The following is a 23590-nucleotide window of genomic DNA, read 5'->3' as shown; positions in this document are numbered from 1 at the left end:
AGGGGTGGCTTATGCGTTATATAGATGCACAAGAACAAGCACAATTATTAAATATGGAAGAAATCGTGGAAGTGGTGGCAGACTCACTTAAAGCATATTCTGAAGGTGAAACAGATACACCATTGCGGTATTCTTTACCATTCAATGAAGCCAATCGGTATCTGGTCATGCCTGCACTTTCTGATACGCTGAAAGTAGCTGGTGTTAAGACGGTCACCGTGGCTCCAAATAATTCAAAAATAGGTAAGCCTACCATTGTTGGTTCTGTAACACTTTCAGACTATGAAACAGGTGAAACGTTGGCAGTGTTAGAAGGTTCTTACTTAACAAAAATACGTACAGGTGCAATCTCGGGTGTTGCTACAAAATATTTAGCACGTGAACAAGCTAAGACGCTATGTGTAATTGGAACGGGTGATCAAGCAGAAGGACTGATAGAAGCGGTACTTGCTGTTAGAGATATTGAACGTATTCAATTTTATAATCGTACTTATGACAAAGCACTTAAATTTTCAAAAGATGTCGAGCATCAACATCGTGATTTAGAGTTATATGTATATGAAGATGTTGAATCAGCAATGACTGATGCAGATATAATTGTGACTGCAACGAATGCGACAACACCAGTATTTCAGAAACATTTATCACCAGGGGTACATGTTAATGCAGTTGGTTCTTTTAAACCTGATATGCAAGAACTGCCATCTCAAGCTATTGCAGAGGCAGATAAAGTCGTAGTGGAGGCTCATGAAGCGGCTATGGCTGAAACAGGTGATTTAATCAATCCAGTTAATGAAGGTGTGTTTGCTAAAGATGGATTACATGGTGAATTAGGACATATCGTTGCCGGGAAATTAGCAGGACGGTTGTCTGATGAAGAAATAACCATTTTCAAATCCGTTGGTGTCGCAATTGTAGATATCGTTGTGGCGAATTACTTTTATCAAAAAGCAGTAAAACAATAAATACAGCTATATTAGAGAGACAGTCTTAAAAATTCAATTAAGCTCAATAACTATGACAAGATATTTGTATTTTACAGGTGTCTTGTCTTTTTTTGTACTTTCAATATATTGTTTTTAAATCTTTAATGTTGTAACCTATTAAAAGTTGCTTCTATCTTTATTTATAGCATTTATTTTGTAGATATTATTGGCATATCTCTTGAAAGAGTGGTTGGATTTTTATGAAATCAACGTATTTTGTAATGAAAGAACAATTGACTAATTTATACTTAATAAGAAGATTAGCTGAATTTCAGTTAAGAATTTCTAATAAGAACAATTATCTAGGCATGGTATGGGAATTAATTAATCCGATTATGCAAATTGCGGTTTTTTGGTTTATCTTTGGTTTGGCACTTAGAAGTAATAAGATGATGGAAGGTGTTCCATTTATTTACTGGCTAATTGTTGGTATTAGTATGTGGTTTTTTATAAACGAAGGTGTCTTAGAAGGTAGTAAATCTATCATATCAAAGTTTAATCAAGTAGCTAAAATGAATTTTCCACTTTCGATAATTCCAAGTTATGTCGTTTTCAGTAAATTTTATGGGCATCTATTTTTATTAATCATTGTTATGATTATTTGTTTTATTGGAGGATATCATCCCTCTATATATACGTTACAATTACTTCTATACTTAGTTTATGCACTTATTTTAACAAATGCTATTGCATTAGTAGCATCCACATTAAGTATATTAGTTAGAGACATCCATTTAATTTTACAAGCTTTAATGAGAATGGTTTTCTTTGTTTCTTCGATATTATATTTACCTAATAACGACATAGTGATGTTCGTTATGAAATTAAATCCCATTTATTTTCTAGCAGAAGGATATAGAGCAGCAATATTACATCATGAATGGTATTTTATTACCCACTGGCATTTAACAATATATAATATTGTGCTTGTTATTTTGCTTTATATATTGGGTTCAATCATACATATGCATTTTAGAGATAGATTTGCTGATTTTATGTGATTAAAAAAGTAATAATGAAATGGATGATAAAATCTTAAATCCCCCCTAAAGTTGAAATTAACATTCAACTTTAGGGGGGATTCATCATCAAAACTTAATTGTTACTATCTTTATTTAATTGGAGCCATGCCTTGTTTCCAAGAAGGATAGATTAGTTTACCGCCTTGAGCACGGAATTTAGCGTTCGAAGCACCTCTTTCATGAGTTTCAGCTGGTTGGATATTGAGTTGTGGATTAACGTTTAATAAGTCAGCGTACCATGCTGCCCAAACGTCACCTTTAACTGGTTCATCATCCGCTACATTATAGATACCTGATTCAAAGTTAAGTGCCTGAATTGCTACTTCAACAGCATCATCGATATGGATAAATGATTGAACGCCATCTGTCATTGTGACAGTATCTTCTTTAAATGAGTTATAAATCATACCATCTTTGCCATACCATGTGCCTGGTCCATAAAGTAAGCCATAACGAAGCACAACACTATTTTCGATTCGTGCAGTTTCATTTTCTAAACCTTCTACACCGTCCACTGTAATCTTACGGTCGCCAGTTGATTGAGTATCCAGTGGTGTTTCCTCTGTAGCTAGAGTATCGCCACCTTCATAAGTAAAGGCAATACTTTGGGATTGCATTTGTTTTACATTGTTTTTTAACGCTGCTTCAACAAGGTTTTTCGTACCTTCAATTCTTACTTTTGTATTTGCGGACATGTCTACATTTTTTAAATCTGTAATTTCATTCATGATAATGTCTGGTTTATAATCTGAAATTGCAGCTTCGACAGTATCATATTTTAAAATATCTCCAATGTAAGCTTCGACGCCTGCATCTACAAGTTTCGCTTTACCTCGTTGCGAAGTTGTAAAGCCAGCGACCTCATAACCTTCTTGTAATAATCTTTGTGTTAATTTAGTGCCAATTAATCCAGTGGCACCAGTTACGAATACTTTTGTGATAGTAAAGTCCTCCAATTTTTTGCTTTCTATAATTATTTTCCGTTTTAGGTATATATCAAACGTAATAAATGTGAACATTCATAGGAGTTTTCATAGAGTAATTATATTTTCAACGAATTTAAGGATATAGTATGATACTTATATTAAATAAATATCGATATAAGGAAGTTATATATGAAATCAATTCTACTGGTAGGTCAATCAAATATGGCGGGACGTGGATTTATAGATGAAATACCGCCCATCATTGATGAACGGATGATGATGTTAAGAAATGGTAAGTGGCAGATGATGGAGGAGCCGATTCACAGTGATCGCTCAGTCGCTGGCATTGGTCCGGCTGCTTCTTTTGCAAAATTGTGGTTGGATAAACACCCAAATGAAACGATTGGTTTAATTCCGTGCGCTGACGGTGGTACAACGATTGATGATTGGGCGCCGAATCAAATACTGACACGACACGCACTTGCAGAGGCGACATTTGCTCAAGAAACGAGTGAAATAATTGGGATATTATGGCATCAAGGTGAGAGTGACAGCTTAAATCAACGCTACAAAGACTATGACAAGAAATTGGAAACGTTAATCAATTATTTTAGAGAACAGTTAAATATTCCTGAAGTACCATTTATTGTCGGATTATTACCTGACTTTTTAGGCAAAGCAGCATTTGGTCAAAGTGCAGTAGAATATGCACAAATCAATGAGGCACTCAAACGTGTTACGCAATTAACAACCAATTGTTATTACGTCACGGCACAAGATATTACGGCTAATCCAGATGCTATTCATATCAATGCAAACTCACAACGCTTATTGGGCATGCGTTATTTTGCCGCTTTCTCAAGACAAACACACATCAATCAGCCATTACCGGAAGAAAAAGAGGCAGAGACTATACTCTATAAAACGCAATATACAAAAAATGAAAAAATGTATATGCTTGTTTCGAAGTTTTCAAAGAATGAAATCACATATGAAGCATTTATTGAGGGCATGGGTAAACTTTAATCATAATGCATTCCCTGGGAAATGATCTAATTCTAAGGCTTCACAGATTAAAATCACTAACTTATTTCCGTTTAGGGTAAATAGAGTAGTGGATAATAATCTAGTGAGGTGAAGAAAATGTCTAATATTTCAATCAAACGTGTAGCAATCACTGGTGTTATTGGTGGACTGTTAGCTGGTGCTGTTAAAATGGGCTGGGAAGGCTTGCTACCGCCACGTACACCTGAACGAGATGAAGAACCACCGCCTGTCACAATGATGAAGGTATTCAATGTACCAGATAAAATACGGCATGCATCATATGTATATAATGATAATGAAGTGCCATTAGCGGTGATGGGTATCCATTATGGATTTTCTGTTACAAATGCGACACTGTATGCGTTATTAAGCGAGCAATCTGAATCTGTTACGGCTTGGAAAGGTGGCTTGTTTGGCATAGGTGTGCATGTGTTATTCCATGAATTTGTCTTACCGAAACTTAAACTTACGCCAGAACGTGACGAACTGCCACCCGAAGAACATTTCTCCGAATTGCTAGGTCATATGGTATGGATGTATACAATTGACTTGGTGAGAACATCAGTAAAATAATTTAAAATATAAAACAACGTCCCCCTTAATGAGACACGATTACGTGCATGTTTAAGGGGGATATTATTTGTGAAATCAATCGATGCGTCCGTTCGTAATTGTTGTAAGGCCTTTGTTAATATCAAAGTATTTAGCATTGACTTTTGAAACACCCATTGAGTTTAAACGAGTACGATGCATGTTTAAATATTGTTGTGCATTGTCGTAAGTATCAAAAGTAAATACCACCAGCTTCTTGTTCAGATTCATTTTCTGTCCAAATTTTCCACAAAAATCCTGGTTCGTCATTAATCGCCTTCGCTAAATCTTCAAATTGTTGTGCCATGGCTTCTCCAAAAGGACCTTCCAATGTTTATATTTATAGGTCTATCATACGCGCAATTTTAAAAGGAAGGTACCGACAAACATTGAAAAGTGTTGGATAAATCTTATCCATGTTCATTGGGATAACAAGCATTGTGAGATAGTGGCTTTGGATTTAATTCACGAATAAAAGGGAACATAAAGTGTAGTAAGCAAATGTGAGGAGGAAAATAATGGATTATACACAATTAGGTAATTCAGGATTATCAGTATCTAAATATGCACTAGGCAGTATTCCATTTACAGGTACAAATGGATTTGAAAATGCAGGCGGTATGTCTCAAGACATGACCAATCATATGATTGATTATGCTTTGGATCAAGGTATTAATCAGTTTGATACTGCGAATTTGTATTCTAAAGGCGATTCCGAGATTGCATTAGGCAAAGCGATTAGAGATAAACGACATCAGATGGTGATTAGTAGTAAGACTGGATTTCAATTAACGGATAATCCTAACGATGGTGGTGCAGGGCGTGTAAATATTGAGCGTTCTATAGATGAATCCTTACAGCGCTTGAACACGGACTACATTGATTTGTATTATACACATTTATGGGATGGTCAGACACCTGTAGAAGAGACGATTCAAGTGATGAATGATTTAATTCAAAAAGGTAAGATTCGTTATTGGGGTGTATCTAATTATAGCGGATGGTCTTTAGCGAAGACGCACACCTTGGCAGTTGCAAATCATATGGCGCCACCTATTGCGCAACAAATATATTACACACCTGAATCTAGAGAAGCGGAATACGAGTTACTACCAGCCGGTAAGGAATTAGGTGTCGGTAACAGTATTTGGTCTCCGTTAGGTGAAGGGCTTTTAACTGGAAAGATTAACCGACAACAGGCTGGTGAACCGGGTACTAGACAAGGTGACGGTTGGGCAGAACCATACGTCAAAGATACAGCGTTGTTTTATGATTTGATAGATACGTTACAAGAAATTGCAACGCAACATCAAGTGTCAGTTGCTCAAGTCACATTGGCATGGTTAAGAGATCGACCTAATGTTGATTCACTAGTACTAGCTGCGAGAACGAAAGCGCAGTTGCAAGATAATATTGCTTCTTATAATTTACAACTGACAAGCAATGAAATTAAGACAATTACGGAATTAACTACACCAGAACCGATTTATCCATTATGGCATCGTGCGATGAATGCATATGACAAAGCTTCAGAGTCTGAAAAGGCTTATTTAGAAGGGTATAATCGTTTGATGGAAAGAAAAGACACGTTGCTATAATTTGAAGTATTTGTCATTTTTAAAGCGATTGAAGGTAAAGTATGAAAAAACTGTCAACAAAGCCTGAGACTTTATCGACAGTCTTAAGCGTCTGGGACAAAAATGAATGTCTCGGACGCCTTTTCATTTAGGCAGTACATGACTGAACTGAAGAAGTAAAGTCTTACTGCTTTTTCTATTTATGAAAAATGAGTAGTTCTTATGCATAAAAATGCTAGTGAGACTTATGCATGAGCTTCAGCTCAGGAAAACTTTCAATCCTAGTCATCCTTGCCTTGATTGTATAGATGGGACTTCGAAATCTCAATTAAAAAATTTGATTTCTGTCCCATTTCCTTTTAGCGTTAAAACAAACCAATAATAGCATTCAAGAGTAGTACCATAATCAGACCACAAATACCGACAATGGATTGTACAATCGTAATCGTTTTAAATGTTTCTCCCATAGACATACCAAAGGATTCTTTGACTAACCAGAAGCCACCATGATTTACGTAGTTAAAGAATAAAGAGCCAGAACCAATAGCGATCGTTAATAATTCTTTATTGATACTTGGATCTGCTTGAATCAATGGGTAAAGTAAATTGGTTGCGCCAACAATACCAACGGTTGCGGAACCTGTTGATATAGATAATAATGCAGCAACGACCCATCCCATTAATAATGCAGATAATGAGAAATTGTCTGCAAGGTGAACGATTGCCGTACCTACGCCAGAATCTTCAAGGACTTGACCGAATGCGCCACCACCCGCAATGATTAGCATGATACCGGCGATAGGTTTCAAACTACTACCTAAAGCATCTCGAATTTTTTGTGTGTCGCGATGTTTTAAATAGCCGAGAACGATAATGGCATAAAGGACACCCACAAACATAGCGATGATTGGGCTTCCGAAGAATTCGAAAATCTTGTATTGTAATGTTTTTTCTCCAAAAAAGATACCAGCAATGGCATGTAATAACATCATAATCACTGGAACTAATATAGTAGAAAAGGCTATGAATGTTGATGGTGCTTGAGTGTTTTCGTTGTTGTCATTCGTATATTGATTTAACAAATCTTGATTTGGCTTCACAGATAATCGTGGTGTAATAAATTTACCGTAAAGTGGACCAGCAATGATAATGGTTGGAATTGCACATATGACACCAAGTACCATAGTTATCCCAATATTCGCACCAAACTGGTTCACTGAAATTAGTGGTCCAGGGTGTGGTGGCACCATACCATGCATCGTTGCTAATGCAGCAATAACAGGCACACCGATAGCTACATAGGCAGATTCTTTCATTTTATGTTCATCTTCTAATTTTTTAGCAATTGTAAAAATCAGTGGCAGTAGCATAATTAAACCAACTTCGAAAAACATTGGAATCCCAATAATAAACGCAGCTAACGCCATCATCCATGGTAATTTTTTGTAAGACGCATTGTGTAGTATCGAAGATGCAATTTTGTCGCTGGCACCTGAATCAGAAAGTATCTTACCTAGCATGGCACCTAACGCGATGGTTACGCCCGTTTCACCGAGTGTTGAACCAGCCCCAGTTTCTATAGATTCAACAATTCTATCAATGTCTAATCCAGAAGTGAAACCGACAAAGATTGCGGTTAGTAGTAGTGCAAGTAGTGGATGGAATTTTAATTTTGAAGTGATTAAAAAGATGAGAAATAAAATACTTATCACTGTAATAATCAATAGTTGATAGTCTTGTGTTGTCACTTGAAGCTCCGCTTTATGTATAGTATCGATATAGAGCGATTTGTGTTTATCGATAAAATATATATAAATATGATTTATTAAAAAAATTAATTCAGACTATGAGATTCATTTTAAAACAAATTAATCATAATGACAATAAACCGCTTTCATTATAATAATAGGAAAGGTGAATGAGTTGATTAAATATCTTATATATTCTTGCAATTATATATATTTGGTGTATGATTAAAGTGAATTATTACACTTTTGTCAATAGGGAAATACAAACTAAGGGGTGATTTAGAAATAATTAATTTATTTTCTTATAGAAATCGTATCCATTGTATGTGTCTATATCATATGTAAATGTAACTTTGCTTAGGGTTTCTTTCTCGTAATATGAAAGTTAACTTGCTAATAGGGATGAATTGATGTACTAGTGTTTGAATGCATTATGTATTGCTCATGTTTCGCCAAAAGGGATTCAAAAAATGAGGAGTGATTTATTATGCGTAAAGTAGGAAAATTACTTTCAGCAACCGTCGTTGTATCAACACTTGTCGTCGGATCTTCAGCAGCTTATATTTCAACGAATAGTACGGATACACAAGCAGCAGAGCAAGTACAAAAATGGGGCCATGGTGAAAGTGGCGCAAGCGGTGCAAGTGCACAAGGTACTGCAGATATAAAAGCACAAACACCTTGGTATAACTATGAAGGTTATACGACTTATGATCCGTCCTTCACACAAGATTATAACTTTGTGCGTGCATTAAAATATGACAACGTTTCAATTGATGGTTATAAAGTAGATACAGATGCTAAGAAAGAGTTTGACCATAATAAGAAAGTTTATGATACGACAGTAGAATTTAATAGTGATAACGAAGTCGTACAAATCACTTTCTTCACGAAACCAGATTCAGTATCTAAAGCGACATTCAAAAAAGCGCATGCATCTAATGAAATTACCGAGGAAGGTAAATTAGGTAATAAAGATGGTTCATATGTCAAATATGCGACGAATGATGGTTTCTATATAGCATTCTTTGATCAAAATGACAGATTAATGGAAGTGACAATTGGACAGTAAAAGCATCTAAACAATGGTTATAATGATTGGAAGTGAGATTAAATGAACAAAGTAGGGAAATTACTTTCAGCAACCGTGGTTGTATCAACACTAGTCGTCGGATCTTCAGCAGCTTATATTTCAACGAATAGTACGGATACACAAGCAGCAGAGCAAGTACAAAAATGGGGGCATGGTGAAGGTGGTGCAAGCGGTGCAAGTGCGCAAAGTACTGCAGATTTAAAAGCACAAACACCTTGGTATAACTATGAAGGTTATACGACTTATGATCCGTCTTTCACGCAAGATTATAATTTTGTGCGTGCATTAAAATATGACAATGTGACAATTAATGGCTACAAGGTTAATCCACATACAGATAGAGAACCTGTTCGAAGTGAACAAGTTTATGATACAACTGTTGATTTCAATGGTAGCGATGAAGTAGTCGGTATTACATTTTTAACAAAACCTAATACAATATCTAAGGATACATTTAAAGAAGCACATGTCTCTAATCAAATTGTTAATAAAGGTGAAGCAGACGAAGGCACATTCTTAGAATATCAAACCAATGCAGGTATATACACAGCATATTTTGATAAAAATGATAAATTAATGAAGATAATGATTAATTTTGAAGATTAATGATTGTAACGGAAAGGCCAAGTCACATACGAGTCATTTAAGTATTTGTTTATGAGCGAGATTGAGAAATCAAATGTGAATATTTGGTTTCTTTCTCGCTTTTTATGATTTTCTTAATAAAGATATTAAAGTTATAATTATAAATAGATAAAAATTTTTAAATTTAAAAAAAGGGGATTTTCAATGATAAATCAATATATAAAGAAATGGTTTATTGCGTTTGTTTTGAGTGGTGTATGTTTAATAGGCTTATCATCGATGCATAATACAACTTTTGCTAAAGACATAGATCAAATAGAAAATGAATACAATACTAAAGTAGGGATTTATGGGATTAATACGGAAAATGGCAAAGCATATCAACATAATGCGGATGAACGATTTGCTTTTGCATCAACATATAAGGCTATAGCCAGTGGTATATTATTGAATAAAGTAGCTCCATCAGAATTGAATAAAAAAGTTGAAATCAATGAATCAGAGATTGTGGCAAATTCACCAGTCACTGAACAATACATAGGTAAAACAATGTCATTAAAGGCTTTAATTAAAGCATCTATGTTGCAGAGTGATAACACGGCAAATAATAAAATCATGCAAGAATTGGGTGGCGTCAACGGTTTAAAACATGAGTTGGTGCAATTAGGTGATGATGTTTCGGAACCACAAAGATTGGAGCCAGAATTAAATTATTTTGATCCAAATAGCAAGGCAGACACAACGACACCACGAGCTGCCGCACAAACGTTAAATAGTATTTTAACTAGTAATGAAATGAATGGATCTAACTTATCATTGTTAAAACAAACAATGATAGAAAATAAGACAGGTGATACTTTGATTAAAGCGGGCATGCCTAACAGTTATACAGTTGGTGACAAAAGCGGACAAGCTTTAACATATGCAACACGTAATGACCTCGCTTTTATTTATCCTAAAGGACAGGATAAGCCAATTATTTTAGCAATTTATTCCAAACAAGATCAAAAAGATGCGAAACCTAATGATAAAGTAATTTCAGATTCTGCCAGAGAAGTGATTAAGTATTTAAAGTAGCGCAATAAAAGCGTATAATTATAAGTTAAACAAAGGGTAATTCAGAGGAGATTAAAATGGAAATTAAGCAAATGAAATATTTTGTTGAAGTTGTAAAAAATGGTGGCATGACTCGGGCTTCAAAACATTTATATATTGCACAGTCTACAATTAGTAAAAATATTAAAAGTATTGAAGACGAATTTAATGTCACGTTGTTTGATAGAAGAAAGAAACATATTATTTTAACCGATATCGGTCAAATATTTTACGATAAGTGCGTAGAAGCATTAGCGATATTAGATGATTTATCACTTGAAATGGATGATGTCACAAACATAGAGCGTGGTCATATCAGGCTAGGTATCTCAGCAATTATGGATGTACGTTTGTTCACAGAAAGTTTGAATCAATTTCACAGTATGTATCCGAATGTGACGTATGAAGTAGTTGAAGGCGGCGGTAAAGCGGTTGAATTTTATTTAAATAATGATGAAATTGACGTTGGTATTACAACATTGCCAGTCGACGATGACATTTATCACGCAGTTCCTTTATATAAGGAGAAATTAATGCTCGTAGTTGATAAAAATTCTAAGTATGCAAAGCAATCCTCCGTATATTTAGGAGATTTGAAGAATGAACGTTTTATCATGTTTCATGATGATTATTATATTAAAGATCAAATTATTGAAAGCTGTCGAAAAGTAGGCTTCCATCCAAAAGTGGTAGCGAAAATGGCACAAATCACGTTTATTGAAAATATGATTTTAGATGGTATCGGAGTGAGTATCTTACCTGAGAGTATTGTGAGTATTTTAAATAAGGATATCACTGGTATCGAAATAACGGGTGCAGATGTGAATTGGAACTTAGGTATCATTTGGAAAAAGGAAAGTTATATCAATTATGTCACGCGCGAATGGATTAACTTTTTAAAAAGTTATAGATAATGCCATATAATTAACGTGATATGAAATCATCAAAAATTACGTATGCTGATAGGGAATCTTCATTATTCCAACTATGTATTTTGCGCATAGGTCGTGGCGTATTATAATAGGGTTTGTAGAGGGTTATGTGCACTGATTACCTAAGCAGACAAATACTTTAACGTAAGTCTTCACGAAGTGTTTATGACGTCAAACAGCATAGATACACAGTATATAAAACGCACGTGATACATGTCAGACTCCATAACTTAAAAAAGATACTAAGTAAGCTTGTAAGCATATGATGAAACGGATGAATGTTGCATGACACAGAGACGGTGTGATGGCATTAAATTTGATATTGCTTTGTAACCCCTTATGCGAAGAAATTATCGAGGTCTGGATAATGTTTGTTAATATCATGTTCACGAAATATAAGTTGAAACCAAATAACCTAAGTTTTCTCCCAAAATTAAAACTTAAACCCCCTCAACCAAAACGATCATTGGTGGCTATGTTTCGATACAATCTTTAGTCTTTAACATGATAGGATCTACAAATGTTATCTTTCATATGTATACAGACAGCTTTTATTTTAATATTTATATGTAAAAAAACAATATTTGGGTATGTGACGGTTATCCATCTAGTTATTGCTACACACATCGATTGATGTCTCATACGTACTTTAACCAAAATGAAGTTAGGCATGTAAATATTTTAAAACTTATATTTTTGTTGCGATAAAAAAGAAATAACCCTCTAGATATGATAAATATTTCTTAAATAAATGAGCCCATCACTACACTGTCCATGTAGTATTGGGCTCATTTATTTATGAGTGATGTTAGCAATGGTAAACTCAATTATTGATTATGACTTAGTGATGGGTGTAGGTGATAGGTATTTTCTATCGGTTCCCCTTTAATTACTTTATCTAAGATAGCAACAACTTGTTGTGTAATTTCGGCAGTAGGTACACCAATTGCCTGTACAGGATAATCAATTTTTTTAATTTGTGGAATATTATCGTAAGAGTATATGATTGGCTGTTCATCAGATCCCATAGCGTTGATCGTCCCTACTGTGATATCGTAGCTCCCACATATAACGCCAGGTGCCAACGATGATTCTTGAAGAAAGTGTTTAACTGAGGTCTCGGCTTCAATCGCATTTAATCCGCTCGAATCAATCATGCGATATTGGATGCGATGCTGTTCACAATAATTTGCAATGGCATCTTTTTTAGCAATTTGGCGCGCGTCATTGGTGCGAATATCACCGATATAATCTATACGATCAATACCTTTTGCGAGTAATTCCTTAATGGCGATAATCATTGCTTCTGCGTGATTTACATTAACAATTGGATAAGGAATATCACGATCAACGCCATATGCTACGACAGGTACATTGTTGTAAATTTCTGGAGGTAAGTTCGTTGTTTCACCTTCATCAAAAATGACAATGCCATCACAGCCAAATTCGACAAATTTTTTCGAAGCGGCAGCAACATCATCAATCGACACAAACATGACATAGCCTAAGGATTTAATGGCTAAATTAATTTCAGTGATGAGGTGAGTTACGGCAACACGGTCGACAGATGGCCATATCAATCCAATCGTACCACTTTTCTTAGAAACGAGTGCTCTTGCGGAGTGATTGGGAATATAATTCATTTCAAGCGCTTTTTGTTGAATCATTTGTTTTGTATTTGGTTTAACAAGTTGGGAATTTTTTAATGCTTTACTAACTGTGGAATAGCTTACGCCACAGGCTTCGGCAACATCTTTTAACGTTACTGCCATAAAATTTCTCCTTGAAATAGATTGATTTAAGTTAGAATTAATTATACCATAGAGGTAAGCGTTACAATATTTTTTTGAACATTAATAACAACGTTGTTATTTTCAAAAAATTAAAATTCTATCAAGGCGATGACAAGATGAAATCCACAGAGACAATGAAAGCAATTCAACAAGGGCAACATATCGCAGTCATGCGTACAGATGATGCAGCATCATTTTTAGATATTGCCAATACGATTAAGGTTGGCATTATCAAAATGCGATATACGTAAATATTTTAAAAGAAAATAAAGTGTTTCAAAGTATGTCAAGAAAGGGAAATTGTCTCGATAATTCAGTTATGGAAAATTTTTTTGGATTATTGAAGCAAGAAATGTTTATGGAGAAAAATTTGATCATTTTTATCAATTGGAGCAAGCTATTCAAAACTATATTATTTTTTATAATGATGAAAGAATTAAATCAAAATTAAAAGGCTTGTCTCCTAAAAATTTTAGGAAACAAACCTTTGAAATATTACACTAAACCAAAATACAACTTTTGGGGTTCAGTACATTTAAAATTATGGATGAGTCCTTTTTATGATGAACCTAGATATTTATACCTTATGCGTTCAATTTTTATAAAATACTTTATTAATTATGCTTCAGCAAAATTACTCAGGATGTGCTTCTGCATGAACCATAATTAAATGTTTGAAGTGGTTATCGTAAGCTTGCCAATCTATGTTCTTGTTGGTTTGATCAGTGATTAGGACATCAATTGTATCGCTCGAACAAACATTGTAAAGTGATACTTTATCAAATTTAGAGCTATCAGTGAGCACATAAACGGCTTTAGCTTGTTTCACCATTTGTATTTTAGTAGAAGCAAGTGTGTCATTAAAATGTGTAATACCTTTTTCTAAATCAATTGCAGGCGTCGCTAAAAATAATTTAGAAGGGTTAAATAATTTTAATGTTTCGTTTGTAATCATGCCATTAAGTAAATAATTATCTTGATATAAAATGCCTCCAGTGACGATAATCTGATTGGCAGTTGATTTTAAAATCGAAGCGATGTGAATGTCGTTCGTGATGATTGTTAAATTACTTTTTTGTGTAAGCGCACGCGCAAAGTGAATAGTCGTCGATCCCGAATCAATGAAGAGGGTGTCGCCATTTTCAACGAATTCCGCTGCTTTAAGACCAATTGCTACTTTTTCATCATAATAACTTGTTTCACGATCATCAAAATTCAATTCATCCCATACTTCTGAATCGTTCAACACGACGCCACCATGCGTGCGCTTGATCTGGTTGTATTGCTCTAACTTATTTAAATCACGACGAATGGTCGCTTCATGTACATTGAATTCAAGCGCTAGATCATGAATGGTCGCTTTTTTATTGGTTTTTAAAAAAGTAATGATAAATTGTTCGCGTTCAGCTGGCAACATCGACGACGCCTCCTAAATGATGATTAAATTTTCAAATAGCTATGCTGTTTCATGTTCGCCACTTTGCATATGCTTTGGCATTTTAATAAAGTAAGTCAGAATCGTACTAATAAAGTATAGAATTGCGAGTACCCAAATCACACCAATTGCTTGTATACTGCCAATGAATAAATAGACAATCATCGGTCCAACAAATACAGGTAATCCTGCACCTAAATTAAGTACAGACAAAGCCGCACCCTTGTCTTGTTTAACAAGTGATGGTATCAATGCGGATAATGGTACATAAGCAGCGATAAATGCACCCCAACAGAATCCGACTACAGTTAATAGGACAATGTTACCATCTGTCCAAATAGGGACATAACCCATTAATAAAACAGAAATACCACTGCCAATACCACCGAAATACATCACGGTATTACGCCAACCAATTTTATCTCCGACGATACCAAAGATTAAGTTAAAGATAATGTTACCAACGAAGATCGTTGACCATACCGCAAGCCATTTCGAAGTGGGTATGCCAAATGATGAAAGATAGATTGGTAAAAAGACTGGAAAGGCAAACTGTGCTGTCGTATTAATCACACGAACGATACCACCTAATAATACTTTCGGTTCATCTTTCATAATCGTTATGCCTTTAAGTATTTCTTTTAATTTTTCTTTTGAACTTCCTTGATTAGATGGTAATTTGTCTTTGTTCAAAACTAAAGTGAAGAATCCACCGAGTACCACCCAGAATAATGAGCTCCATAATGTATTGATATGACCGAGATACTCAATTGCCCAAATAGAATAAAGCGCACCTAATACATTTAAGCCACCGGTAAATACAAACCAGAACCAACCAACGGCTGCACCGAGTGTCTTTTGTTCTGAACGGTAAGAAATCCATACCAAGAAGGAATAAGCAAACAACGGATAACCTAAACCTCTAAGTGCGTATGCAGGTAACATGAGTGCAAGATTTTGTGATGGAATCGCAAATCCGACAAAGAATATTGTACCAATAATATAGAAGGTTAAACCTAGCATCATTGTTCGTTTACCGCCGAGTGCTTCGGCAAATACACCACTAAGCCAACTTGCTAATGCAACTGTTACACCATATGCAGAAAAGAGTAAACTTGTTTCTTGAACCGAAAAGCCGTGACCGTGTAGCCATGGACTTAGCCATCCAATTTCTAAACCATCACCCATCATGAAGATGATAATACCAATATAGCCCCATACAATTTGTCGAGGCATGCCTAAAATCGAATTCGAATGATTCATTTATATACCACCTTTTCAGTCATTGTTTACCAATGATATTGTAAATAAGTTTTTTTCCATCCTTTGTGTGCTGCAGTATCATCCATGGCTTCTTTTAAATCTGAAGTATCATGAATATGATAGTAAGCCTCTGGAATCAATTGTCTCAATGCTTGTTGGTACTGTTTATTACTAAAGGCATGAATGAGTTGCTCGAATTCACGTTTTGTACTACGTGAACTACCTGAAAATGTCAGACCTTTTTCAAGAACATCTCTGGTGTTAATACCAACGCGTTCTTCCGTGACACCCATTAATACAATATGCCCCTGTCTATCGATCAAATCGATGGCTTGGTTAATTGCAGATTCTGAAAATTTACCACCCGTACATTCAAAAACAGTATGTACGCCACGATACTGATTGAAATCGAAGTCAAATACGAGATGTGTTGTGGCAAAGTCTTCAAAGGCAGCTAGTTTTTCTTGAACTGCACCAAATACAATTAAATTTGCTTTATCAATACCATAAATATAATGTAAGGCAGTTGCTGCTAAATAACCGACTGGACCATCTCCAAAGATCGCAACTTGTGGGGACGTTTCAGTTGTTATCTCGTCAAGTTGATTGATTGGAAACAGTGATATTGAACATAACTCAGCAAGTAATGCGACATCTTCATCTAAATCTGTTGGAACTTTTACGACATTATCGCCAGGCACCACCATGCGATCTTGGCATATACCATCAAATCCACTGCCCATAAATACGGCGTTTTCATCATAATTATCTTGGAATGAAGTCGTTGGATATGTACCTTTACGTAAGTGAGAAGGGATATTTGGTACAATGACAACTTTATCTCCTTGTTGAAAATCAGGATGTTTAGAATCTTCTACGATACCGATACCTTCGTGAAAGAGTGCCATAGGTAATTTCTTTGCGAGTGCTTCTGGGCGACGATTGCCAGTATAATAACGTAAATCTGCATGACAGACACTTGCTTTTGTAGGTTTAACGATAATATCTTTCTCTTCGAAATCATGCGTAAGGGTATCTTTTTTGAATACGCCAGGTTCGATTAAGCGAAAAGCGTTCGATTCGATTTTCATATTTGCGCAACTCCTTTATATTTATGTTCATTTATGTTTGTACGGCTAATAGTAAACGCTTACATAATGCTTTGTCAATGATTATAATGCTTTTTTGTGTTTCTTTATGTATTTTTATGAATGTTTGTGTTGATTTTTATAACTATCTTCATTATGATTTAGGAAAGCGTTTTCTTATAGCGAACTGGAGGATAAATTATGACTTACAGTATAGGGATAGATTTTGGAACTGGCTCAGGAAGAGTGTTCTTGGTGAACACTGAGAATGGAGAAATCATAGGTCAATATGTACAAACATATGCCCATGGCACAATTGAAGGTGAACTCAATGGACACAAGCTGCCACAAAGTTATGCATTACAAAATGCGAATGATTATATGGAAGTCATTGAAACAGGGATACCAGAAATTTTGGCAAAAACAAATATAGATGCAAAGGATATTGTTGGTATAGGTATAGACTTCACTTCTTCCACAGTCATATTTGTAGATGACCAGATGGAACCAATGCATAACAATCCTAAATTTTATAACAATCCTCATGCTTATGTGAAATTATGGAAGCATCATGGCGCTCAGGCAGAAGCAGATCTATTGTTTAATACTGCGATAGAAGAGAAGAATCGCTGGTTAGGATACTATGGATTTAATGTGAGTAGCGAATGGATGATTCCTAAGATCATGGAAGTGAACGATAAAGCGCCAGAAGTCATGACAGAAACGGCTGATATTATGGAAGCTGGGGATTGGATTGTGAATCGACTTACTGGTGAAAATGTTCGATCTAACTGTGGTTTGGGCTTTAAGTCTTTTTGGGAATCATCTACAGGCTTTCATTATGATTTATTTGATAAAGTGGATGACAATCTATCAGATATTGTACGCACGAAAGTAGAAGCGCCCATCGTCAGTATAGGTGAAAGTGTAGGTACAGTGAGTACAGAGATGGCACATAAATTAGGGCTTTCACCTGAAACGGTGGTAAGTCCATTCATTATAGATGCGCACTCAAGTTTACTAGGTATTGGTGCTGAAAAAGATAAGGAAATGACAATGGTTATGGGAACAAGCACATGTCATTTAATGCTGAATAAAGAGCAACATAAAGTACCTGGTATCTCGGGGTCAGTTAAAGGTGCCATTATACCAGATTTATATGCATACGAAGCAGGACAAACAGCAGTTGGTGATTTGTTTGAATATGTAGCTAATCAATCCCCATATGAATATGTAAAAACGGCAGAAGATAGAGGAATTTCAATTTTTGAATTACTTAATGAAAAAGCAAGTCAGCGTTATCCTGGAGAAAGTGGTCTGATCGCTTTGGACTGGCATAATGGGAATCGGAGTGTGTTAAGTGATAGTAATTTGAAAGGGAGTCTATTTGGCTTAAGTTTACAAACGAAACATGAAGATATATATCGTGCATATATGGAAGCAACAGCATTTGGAACAAAAATGATTATGCAACAATATCAAGGTTGGCAAATGGAAGTGGAACGCGTTTTTGCTTGTGGTGGTATACCTAAAAAGAATCATTTATTAATGGAAATTTACGCAAATGTATTGAACAAGAAGATTACAGTTATTGATAGTGAGTATGCACCAGCTATCGGAGCAGCCATCTTAGGTGCGATTTGTGGCGGTGCGCATCCTAATTTTTCTTCAGCTATCCAAGCAATGAAAGAACCTGTTTTATATCAAGTAGAACCAGATCATGCACAGGTCTTAATTTATAAAAAATTATTCAATGCCTATAAAGAATTACATGATTTACTGGGGTATAAAAAAGCACGCATTATGCGTAATGTGAGCGCATTAATGTAAGTTTTTATAAGATTTATATGACTAAAATCAACGACTGCAATCATGAATGGAAAATCATTTTGGTTTGTGCACTGAAAAAGAGGTAATTAAATAATAACGTATTACACTTGAAGGAGATGTTGATAATGGAATGGGAAATTGTAAATTTAGACATGACGTTTAAAGTAGATGCACCAGTAGAAGAAGTGTTTCGTGCCTGGACTAAGCCGAGTCTTTTTAAACAGTGGTTTATGACAACAGAAGAAACGAATAAAGTTGCCAAGAATCAATTTGAAATCAATGGAGACTGGGAAATTATCGATGTCAGAGAGGGCGTTGAATATAGAGCAATTGGCACGTATATAGATATTGTCAGTCCTTATAAATTGACGTTTTCATTTAAAATGCCTCAATTTAGTGAGTTAGAAGATATCATCACTGTTGAATTTGTTGATTTAACAGGAGCAACAGAAGTTAAATTTAACCAAGGCATCAAAGTTCCTTTTGAAGGCGACACAAACGATTTCGAAGCGGATAAGACAGAAGTCAAAAAAGAAATGGAAACAGGCTATAACTTGATGTTTGAGCGATTAAAACAACTATGTGAAGGTTAATATTTACAGTGAAGTCACTTTTAGAAAGTACTTATAAGTAGTGACAAAGTTGAAGGTAATAGGTTTTGCCTAATTTGAGATTTAAAAGCCCAAGTTAAGTTTTCAATAACTTAACTTGGGCTTTTTGAATATTTAAGACATAAAACTCGAAATCGCATCTATTAAGCTATAAAGGCCTAAGAATGTAACGACAAGTACCACAATACCCCCGATTATATTGAGCCATAGCGTATTTACGTAATGACCCATCAAGTTTTTCTTATTAATTATGATGAAAATAAGAATGGCCACAATAGGTAAGATAATACCATTTAATGCTTGGGCCACAAGTAGCACTTGAAGCGGTTCAAAGCCTAAAGCTGAAGTAATAATACCGATAATGATGATGATCGTAAAAACAGTCTTATATTTCTTACTTTGCATACCGCCTTGCCAACCTAACAAACTACTGATCGTTGCGGCGGCGCCTGCAGGTGATGCAATAGCTGAAGAGAGTCCAGCTGCAAATAATCCGATACTGATTGCGAATGGTGCTACATCTCCAAGTACAGGTTCAAGTGGACCAGCGAGTTGAATCACACTTGTCACTTCTTTACCTTGTATTAAAGTAGCAGCAGCAATTAATATAGCTGCTGAAATAATACCACCAATAGAAATTGAAATGACAGTGTCCCAACGTGCATATTTTAATTCTTTAATATTGCCAAAACGTTCATGTACTGCGGTTGAATGTATAAAGAAATTGTATGGGACCACGGTAGTTCCGATCAGTGCGATGATTGTGATAATGGATCCGTTTGGAATTGTAGGCACAAACACACCTTTTAAAATACCAACAATATCTGGTTGAATTACTATCATCGTGGTAATAAAGATAATGCCCATGATAACCATAAGCACAAGCATAATTTTTTCTAAAAAACGATAGTTTCCAAATAACCCAATGAGTAAAATGATGATACCGATGACAGGTGCTACCCAATGCTCTGGTAAATTTAATAAATAAGAAGCACCTAACGAAGTCCCGATTAAGTCACCACTGATATAGGCAGCACAACCAATTGTAACTGCTATTAATGTAAACCATACAATGATAAGTTTACCGATTCTATGTTTAAATAAATCTTGTATTGCTTCACCTAAACCTTCACGTGTGACGAGAGATAAGCGAATGATCATTTCCTGCAGCACAATTGTGGCTACAATAGAAAATACAACGGCCCACAATAAACTATAACCGAAACCGGCACCACCTTGTGTCATTGTGGTCACTGTACCTGGACCGATAAATGAGGCAGTGATAATCATTCCTGGACCGATTGATCTTAAAATCTTCCTAGCTTCTTTAAACAATAGCACCACTCCTCAAATTATTTTGTTTGATTTAAATAAGCGACGTGGCCAGCAAGTACATATAACACTGCTGTAGAGACAAAATGAGATGAGTTTTGATTGGCATCCATCATAGGATATACTTCCACGTAATCCATGCCACAAAGGCCTAGTTTTCCGAATTCATGAATCATCGTAAGAAGTTCATAAGAAGATAAGCCATTACCATCGACAGGACCACCAGGATTAAAGGCGAAGTCAAGTACATCACTACAGATAGTTAGGTAGACAACATCCACATCCTTGCTCGCTTGCTCGTAGATTTCTTGTGCATATGCTTTCAAGTCTTTAGCCGCTCGAATATCATTAATAGTTAAAGTTACTGCACCAGCTTCTTGAGCAAAGCGACCAGTTTCAGGCTTATTTCTAGGACCGTGTATACCAGTGTGAATAATGCTTTCATTGCGTATACCATCCGTTTCATAAAGTCTCATAAAAGGGGTGTTACGCGCATAAGGTTCACCTTCGTAATCAGGCATGTTGTCATAGTGCGCATCTAAATGAATGATGCCTACTTTTTTGCCTGTTTCCGTTAGTGCTTTCAGTATTGGATATGTCACACCATGCTCTCCACCAAAGCCAACTAAGAATTTACCACTATCCCAAAGCTTTTTAGCAAAATCACTAATATTGTCGTAACTTTGCTTATTATCGTGTGCTACAAAGGGCACATCACCAACGTCTCCCATCGTTAGGTGTTCACTGATATCAATGTGATTGAGCTCAGGTAGATATTGACTATAGCGAGCTGAGCAAACACGAATTTGTTTCGGACCCAGTTCTACACCCGTATAGTCGCCCCAAGTACTTTCACCTTCAAATGGTGCGCCATAAACGATGACATCTGTATCTAATGTATTTGACTGATTGAGATTCTTACTATTTAAAAAACACGGTACATTACCATAAATATTGTTCTTCATAATTGTACATCCTCCCTTTTGTTGTAAATAAGTATATAGATTATTAATTTGTATTTCAAATAAATCAGAAAATTCTAATTTTTGAAAAGCGAAGGTATGCACTAGTATTAAGGAGATAGAAAGGAAGGTGTGATGGAGCAGCTTAAAATAAAAAAGTGAGCCTCAGATATAACAATGAAGCGCAATATAAAACAGCGGATATGTAAAACGCTTAGATGCTATAACTAAAAAAGCTATGAAGTCCTCTCGTGTCATAGATGACTTCATAGCTAAGTTAAGTATATTATGAAAATTTGATTGATAACAATACATCATTTGATTATTCGTCGGATATAGTCCCTTGATTTATAGGAATTACGCCCAACCACGGAAACGAGATGCTTCAGCAGTTCGTTTGATACCTAAGACATAGGCAGCTAAACGCATATCCATTTTTCTATCTTCTGCTAAATCATATATCGTATTAAACGCTTCAACCATTTTATCGCGTAATTTTGTGTTTACTTCTTCTTCTGACCAATAATAACCTTGATTATTTTGTACCCATTCGAAATAAGATACTGTCACACCACCAGCACTCGCAAGCACATCTGGAATAATTAAGACGCCTCGCTCAGTTAAAATACGTGTTGCTTCTGGTGTTGTTGGGCCATTTGCGGCTTCTGCTATAATTTTTGCTTTAATATGATGTGCATTCACTTCGTTAATTTGATTTGAAAGTGCGGCAGGGACCAAAATATCGCAATCGACTTCAAATAATTGTTCATTAGGAATAACGTTGTCATACAAATGTGTAACGCGACCGTGTTGTTCCTTTAGTTCAACGAGTCGGTCTACATCTAACCCATTAGGATCATGTAATGCACCAAAACTTTCAGAAATAGCTACAATTTTAGCGCCCATATCATGTAAAATTTTTGCGATAAAGCTACCCGCATTACCGAAACCTTGAATTGCTACGCGAGAGCCTTTAATGTCAATGTTTTTACGCTTGGTCGCTTCTTCAATTGTGATTACTGCACCTAATGCAGTTGCACGATTTCGTCCTTGTGAACCGCCTAATGAAAGTGGTTTACCTGTAATAAATGCAAACGCGTTTGAGCGATTAATCTTACTATATTCATCCATCATCCAAGACATAATTTGGGGGTTTGTATAAACGTCTGGTGCTGGAATGTCACTTTCGGGACCAACAAATTGAGAAATTGCACGAACATAGCCACGAGATAAACGCTCTAGTTCTTGGTTACTCATTTGTCGTGGATCGCAAATAATACCCCCTTTACCGCCACCAAATGGGAGGTTAGTGATACCACATTTCATAGTCATCCACATAGATAGTGCTTTGACTTCTTCCTTATTAACATCAGGATGGAAACGAATACCCCCTTTAGTAGGACCCACAGCATGATTGTGTTGGGCACGATAGCCCGTAAAAGTTTTTACAGTACCGTCATCCATGCGAATAGGGATGCGGACTTCTAAAAATCTTAAAGGTTCTTTTATAAGTTCATACATACCTTCATCAAAACCTAATTTATGTAAAGCTTCTTTGGTAATCTCTTGAGTAGAAGTTACTAAGTCATTATATTCTGTCATTATAAAACTCCTCTATTTATTACTTAGATATTTTAAGTGATACATAGTTTATGTTAATAGCGTTGAGAATGA

21 protein-coding genes and 2 pseudogenes are annotated in these 23590 nt (G+C 35.6%); 13 read left to right on the top strand and 10 right to left on the bottom strand.

The features are described 5' to 3' along the window. The first annotated feature begins 11 nt into the window (after positions 1-11). Positions 12-965, top strand: a complete 954-nt coding sequence (locus tag KA893_RS05145) for an ornithine cyclodeaminase family protein (RefSeq protein ID WP_002484137.1) — start codon at positions 12-14, stop codon at positions 963-965. Between the two features lie 221 nt (positions 966-1186). Beyond that, positions 1187-1987, top strand: a complete 801-nt coding sequence (locus KA893_RS05140; RefSeq protein WP_115338673.1) for an ABC transporter permease — start codon at positions 1187-1189, stop codon at positions 1985-1987. Positions 1988-2097: 110 nt separating this feature from the next. On the opposite strand, the gene KA893_RS05135 is transcribed toward KA893_RS05140, so the two are convergent. Then, positions 2098-2949 carry an NAD-dependent epimerase/dehydratase family protein gene (locus KA893_RS05135; RefSeq protein ID WP_194376004.1) on the bottom strand — a complete coding sequence of 284 codons (852 nt, stop codon included), beginning with the start codon at positions 2947-2949 and terminating at the stop codon, positions 2098-2100. A 174-nt stretch (positions 2950-3123) separates the two neighbouring features. On the opposite strand from KA893_RS05135, the gene KA893_RS05130 reads away from it, so the two are divergent. Further along, on the top strand, positions 3124-3960 hold the full coding sequence (locus tag KA893_RS05130; RefSeq protein ID WP_129320753.1) for a sialate O-acetylesterase: 837 nt from the start codon (positions 3124-3126) through the stop codon (positions 3958-3960). 117 nt (positions 3961-4077) lie between these two features. After that, positions 4078-4554 (top strand): DUF1440 domain-containing protein, encoded by a 477-nt coding sequence (locus KA893_RS05125; protein ID WP_069825674.1) that lies wholly within the window; start codon positions 4078-4080, stop codon positions 4552-4554. A 75-nt stretch (positions 4555-4629) separates the two neighbouring features. Here KA893_RS05125 and KA893_RS05120 read toward each other — a convergent pair. After that, positions 4630-4879 (bottom strand): annotated as a pseudogene (locus tag KA893_RS05120) (monooxygenase). Between the two features lie 211 nt (positions 4880-5090). Here KA893_RS05120 and KA893_RS05115 point away from each other — a divergent pair. Next, the gene (locus tag KA893_RS05115; RefSeq protein WP_115343926.1) at positions 5091-6170 is read left to right on the top strand and encodes an aldo/keto reductase; all 1080 of its coding nucleotides are present in this window, start codon (positions 5091-5093) and stop codon (positions 6168-6170) included. 344 nt (positions 6171-6514) lie between these two features. On the opposite strand, the gene KA893_RS05110 is transcribed toward KA893_RS05115, so the two are convergent. After that, complete coding sequence (locus KA893_RS05110; RefSeq protein ID WP_129320754.1) at positions 6515-7897, bottom strand: GntP family permease; 1383 nt, start codon at positions 7895-7897, stop codon at positions 6515-6517. A 487-nt stretch (positions 7898-8384) separates the two neighbouring features. Here KA893_RS05110 and isaB (KA893_RS05105) point away from each other — a divergent pair, with 487 nt between their 5' ends. The 4 genes from isaB (KA893_RS05105) (at position 8385) to cidR (ending at position 11584) form a co-directional block, all read left to right on the top strand. Further along, complete coding sequence (gene isaB / locus KA893_RS05105) at positions 8385-8969, top strand: immunodominant staphylococcal antigen IsaB family protein (RefSeq protein WP_210125601.1); 585 nt, start codon at positions 8385-8387, stop codon at positions 8967-8969. 42 nt (positions 8970-9011) lie between these two features. Then, entirely contained in the window at positions 9012-9596 is a 585-nt protein-coding gene (isaB, locus tag KA893_RS05100; RefSeq protein WP_129320755.1) for an immunodominant staphylococcal antigen IsaB family protein, read from the top strand. 183 nt (positions 9597-9779) lie between these two features. Beyond that, on the top strand, positions 9780-10652 hold the full coding sequence (bla, locus tag KA893_RS05095; protein ID WP_115343923.1) for a class A beta-lactamase: 873 nt from the start codon (positions 9780-9782) through the stop codon (positions 10650-10652). 56 nt (positions 10653-10708) lie between these two features. Continuing rightward, on the top strand, positions 10709-11584 hold the full coding sequence (gene cidR, locus KA893_RS05090; RefSeq protein ID WP_041079801.1) for a cidABC operon transcriptional activator CidR: 876 nt from the start codon (positions 10709-10711) through the stop codon (positions 11582-11584). A gap of 845 nt (positions 11585-12429) precedes the next feature. On the opposite strand, the gene KA893_RS05085 is transcribed toward cidR, so the two are convergent. Then, positions 12430-13374: a LacI family DNA-binding transcriptional regulator gene (locus tag KA893_RS05085; RefSeq protein WP_194375994.1), complete on the bottom strand. Its 945-nt coding sequence runs from the start codon at positions 13372-13374 to the stop codon at positions 12430-12432. A gap of 137 nt (positions 13375-13511) precedes the next feature. On the opposite strand from KA893_RS05085, the gene KA893_RS14145 reads away from it, so the two are divergent. Beyond that, the gene (locus KA893_RS14145; protein WP_256121633.1) at positions 13512-13646 is read left to right on the top strand and encodes a hypothetical protein; all 135 of its coding nucleotides are present in this window, start codon (positions 13512-13514) and stop codon (positions 13644-13646) included. Next, positions 13616-13899, top strand: a pseudogene (locus KA893_RS13940) (transposase); the annotation flags it as partial. The gene KA893_RS14145 and the pseudogene KA893_RS13940, both read left to right, overlap by 31 nt. A 130-nt stretch (positions 13900-14029) precedes the next feature. Here KA893_RS13940 and KA893_RS05070 read toward each other — a convergent pair. The 3 genes from KA893_RS05070 to KA893_RS05060 are packed head-to-tail and all read right to left on the bottom strand — an operon-like array spanning position 14030 to position 17184. Next, entirely contained in the window at positions 14030-14812 is a 783-nt protein-coding gene (locus tag KA893_RS05070) for a DeoR/GlpR family DNA-binding transcription regulator (RefSeq protein WP_194375993.1), read from the bottom strand. A 39-nt stretch (positions 14813-14851) separates the two neighbouring features. Further along, positions 14852-16093, bottom strand: a complete 1242-nt coding sequence (locus tag KA893_RS05065) for an MFS transporter (protein WP_011303811.1) — start codon at positions 16091-16093, stop codon at positions 14852-14854. A gap of 26 nt (positions 16094-16119) precedes the next feature. Then, the gene (locus KA893_RS05060; protein WP_129531056.1) at positions 16120-17184 is read right to left on the bottom strand and encodes an alcohol dehydrogenase catalytic domain-containing protein; all 1065 of its coding nucleotides are present in this window, start codon (positions 17182-17184) and stop codon (positions 16120-16122) included. A gap of 198 nt (positions 17185-17382) precedes the next feature. On the opposite strand from KA893_RS05060, the gene KA893_RS05055 reads away from it, so the two are divergent. Both KA893_RS05055 and KA893_RS05050 read left to right on the top strand, forming a co-directional pair. Next, positions 17383-19011 (top strand): ribulokinase, encoded by a 1629-nt coding sequence (locus KA893_RS05055; RefSeq protein WP_115347530.1) that lies wholly within the window; start codon positions 17383-17385, stop codon positions 19009-19011. A 125-nt stretch (positions 19012-19136) separates the two neighbouring features. Continuing rightward, positions 19137-19604 carry an SRPBCC family protein gene (locus KA893_RS05050; RefSeq protein ID WP_011303808.1) on the top strand — a complete coding sequence of 156 codons (468 nt, stop codon included), beginning with the start codon at positions 19137-19139 and terminating at the stop codon, positions 19602-19604. Between the two features lie 132 nt (positions 19605-19736). On the opposite strand, the gene KA893_RS05045 is transcribed toward KA893_RS05050, so the two are convergent. The 3 genes from KA893_RS05045 to KA893_RS05035 all read right to left on the bottom strand — a co-directional run bounded on the left by KA893_RS05045 (position 19737) and on the right by KA893_RS05035 (position 23518). After that, a complete protein-coding gene (locus KA893_RS05045; protein WP_115340712.1) occupies positions 19737-20957 on the bottom strand; it encodes an Nramp family divalent metal transporter in 1221 nt (406 codons plus the stop codon). A 17-nt stretch (positions 20958-20974) separates the two neighbouring features. Continuing rightward, positions 20975-21919, bottom strand: coding sequence for an agmatinase family protein (locus KA893_RS05040; RefSeq protein ID WP_194375992.1), 945 nt, complete (start codon positions 21917-21919; stop codon positions 20975-20977). Positions 21920-22273: 354 nt separating this feature from the next. Next, the gene (locus tag KA893_RS05035) at positions 22274-23518 is read right to left on the bottom strand and encodes a Glu/Leu/Phe/Val family dehydrogenase (RefSeq protein WP_041079793.1); all 1245 of its coding nucleotides are present in this window, start codon (positions 23516-23518) and stop codon (positions 22274-22276) included. Between the last annotated feature and the right edge of the window lie 72 nt (positions 23519-23590).

Source organism: Staphylococcus sp. GDY8P126P, assembly GCF_017891965.1.
Taxonomy (GTDB): domain Bacteria; phylum Bacillota; class Bacilli; order Staphylococcales; family Staphylococcaceae; genus Staphylococcus; species Staphylococcus saprophyticus.
The sequence above is the reverse complement of the archived record's forward strand: the minus strand, read 5'-3'. Positions and strand labels throughout refer to the sequence as shown.

Bases quoted from the DNA above. Each gene is read 5' to 3' on its own strand.
- KA893_RS05145 (WP_002484137.1), top strand. From the start codon at position 12: ATGCGTTATATAGATGCACAAGAACAAGCACAATTATTAAATATGGAA.
- KA893_RS05140 (WP_115338673.1), top strand. From the start codon at position 1,187: ATGAAATCAACGTATTTTGTAATGAAAGAACAATTGACTAATTTATAC.
- KA893_RS05130 (WP_129320753.1), top strand. From the start codon at position 3,124: ATGAAATCAATTCTACTGGTAGGTCAATCAAATATGGCGGGACGTGGA.
- KA893_RS05125 (WP_069825674.1), top strand. From the start codon at position 4,078: ATGTCTAATATTTCAATCAAACGTGTAGCAATCACTGGTGTTATTGGT.
- KA893_RS05115 (WP_115343926.1), top strand. From the start codon at position 5,091: ATGGATTATACACAATTAGGTAATTCAGGATTATCAGTATCTAAATAT.
- isaB (WP_210125601.1), top strand. From the start codon at position 8,385: ATGCGTAAAGTAGGAAAATTACTTTCAGCAACCGTCGTTGTATCAACA.
- isaB (WP_129320755.1), top strand. From the start codon at position 9,012: ATGAACAAAGTAGGGAAATTACTTTCAGCAACCGTGGTTGTATCAACA.
- bla (WP_115343923.1), top strand. From the start codon at position 9,780: ATGATAAATCAATATATAAAGAAATGGTTTATTGCGTTTGTTTTGAGT.
- cidR (WP_041079801.1), top strand. From the start codon at position 10,709: ATGGAAATTAAGCAAATGAAATATTTTGTTGAAGTTGTAAAAAATGGT.
- KA893_RS05085 (WP_194375994.1), bottom strand. From the start codon at position 13,374: ATGGCAGTAACGTTAAAAGATGTTGCCGAAGCCTGTGGCGTAAGCTAT.
- KA893_RS14145 (WP_256121633.1), top strand. From the start codon at position 13,512: ATGAAATCCACAGAGACAATGAAAGCAATTCAACAAGGGCAACATATC.
- KA893_RS05070 (WP_194375993.1), bottom strand. From the start codon at position 14,812: ATGTTGCCAGCTGAACGCGAACAATTTATCATTACTTTTTTAAAAACC.
- KA893_RS05065 (WP_011303811.1), bottom strand. From the start codon at position 16,093: ATGAATCATTCGAATTCGATTTTAGGCATGCCTCGACAAATTGTATGG.
- KA893_RS05060 (WP_129531056.1), bottom strand. From the start codon at position 17,184: ATGAAAATCGAATCGAACGCTTTTCGCTTAATCGAACCTGGCGTATTC.
- KA893_RS05055 (WP_115347530.1), top strand. From the start codon at position 17,383: ATGACTTACAGTATAGGGATAGATTTTGGAACTGGCTCAGGAAGAGTG.
- KA893_RS05050 (WP_011303808.1), top strand. From the start codon at position 19,137: ATGGAATGGGAAATTGTAAATTTAGACATGACGTTTAAAGTAGATGCA.
- KA893_RS05040 (WP_194375992.1), bottom strand. From the start codon at position 21,919: ATGAAGAACAATATTTATGGTAATGTACCGTGTTTTTTAAATAGTAAG.
- KA893_RS05035 (WP_041079793.1), bottom strand. From the start codon at position 23,518: ATGACAGAATATAATGACTTAGTAACTTCTACTCAAGAGATTACCAAA.